The organism is Planococcus sp. RAB007_Raresut, from assembly GCF_057369535.1.
In genome coordinates, this window is the sequence record NZ_JBXYIF010000200.1 from 1 (window position 1) to 251 (window position 251).

Below are 251 nucleotides of genomic sequence, written 5' to 3' on the forward strand. Positions count from 1 at the left end.
GCGAGAGGTTCTTACGGAACACCGGGAAGTTCCCGCGTTCGGAACGCCCGTCGGCTGTGACTTCCTCGTTCGCCAGTACCGTTCCCAACCCGGGGCACCAGTTCACCAGGGAGTTCGTGCGGTAAACCAGACGGAAAGAGTCAACAACCTCGGCTTTCTACTGAGGTGTCAGTTCTGCATAAGCACTAGTACCAAATTTCACCGCCAGTTCCTCGGGCACAGTAACCTCGCCGGATTCCAGCAGGGCTGTC

At 57.8% G+C, this 251-nt stretch carries 1 pseudogene; it reads right to left on the reverse strand.

The annotated features are described in order from the left end of the window. Positions 1-109 (reverse strand): annotated as a pseudogene (locus AC2Q9J_RS18270) (hypothetical protein); the annotation flags it as partial. Positions 110-251 lie beyond the last annotated feature (142 nt).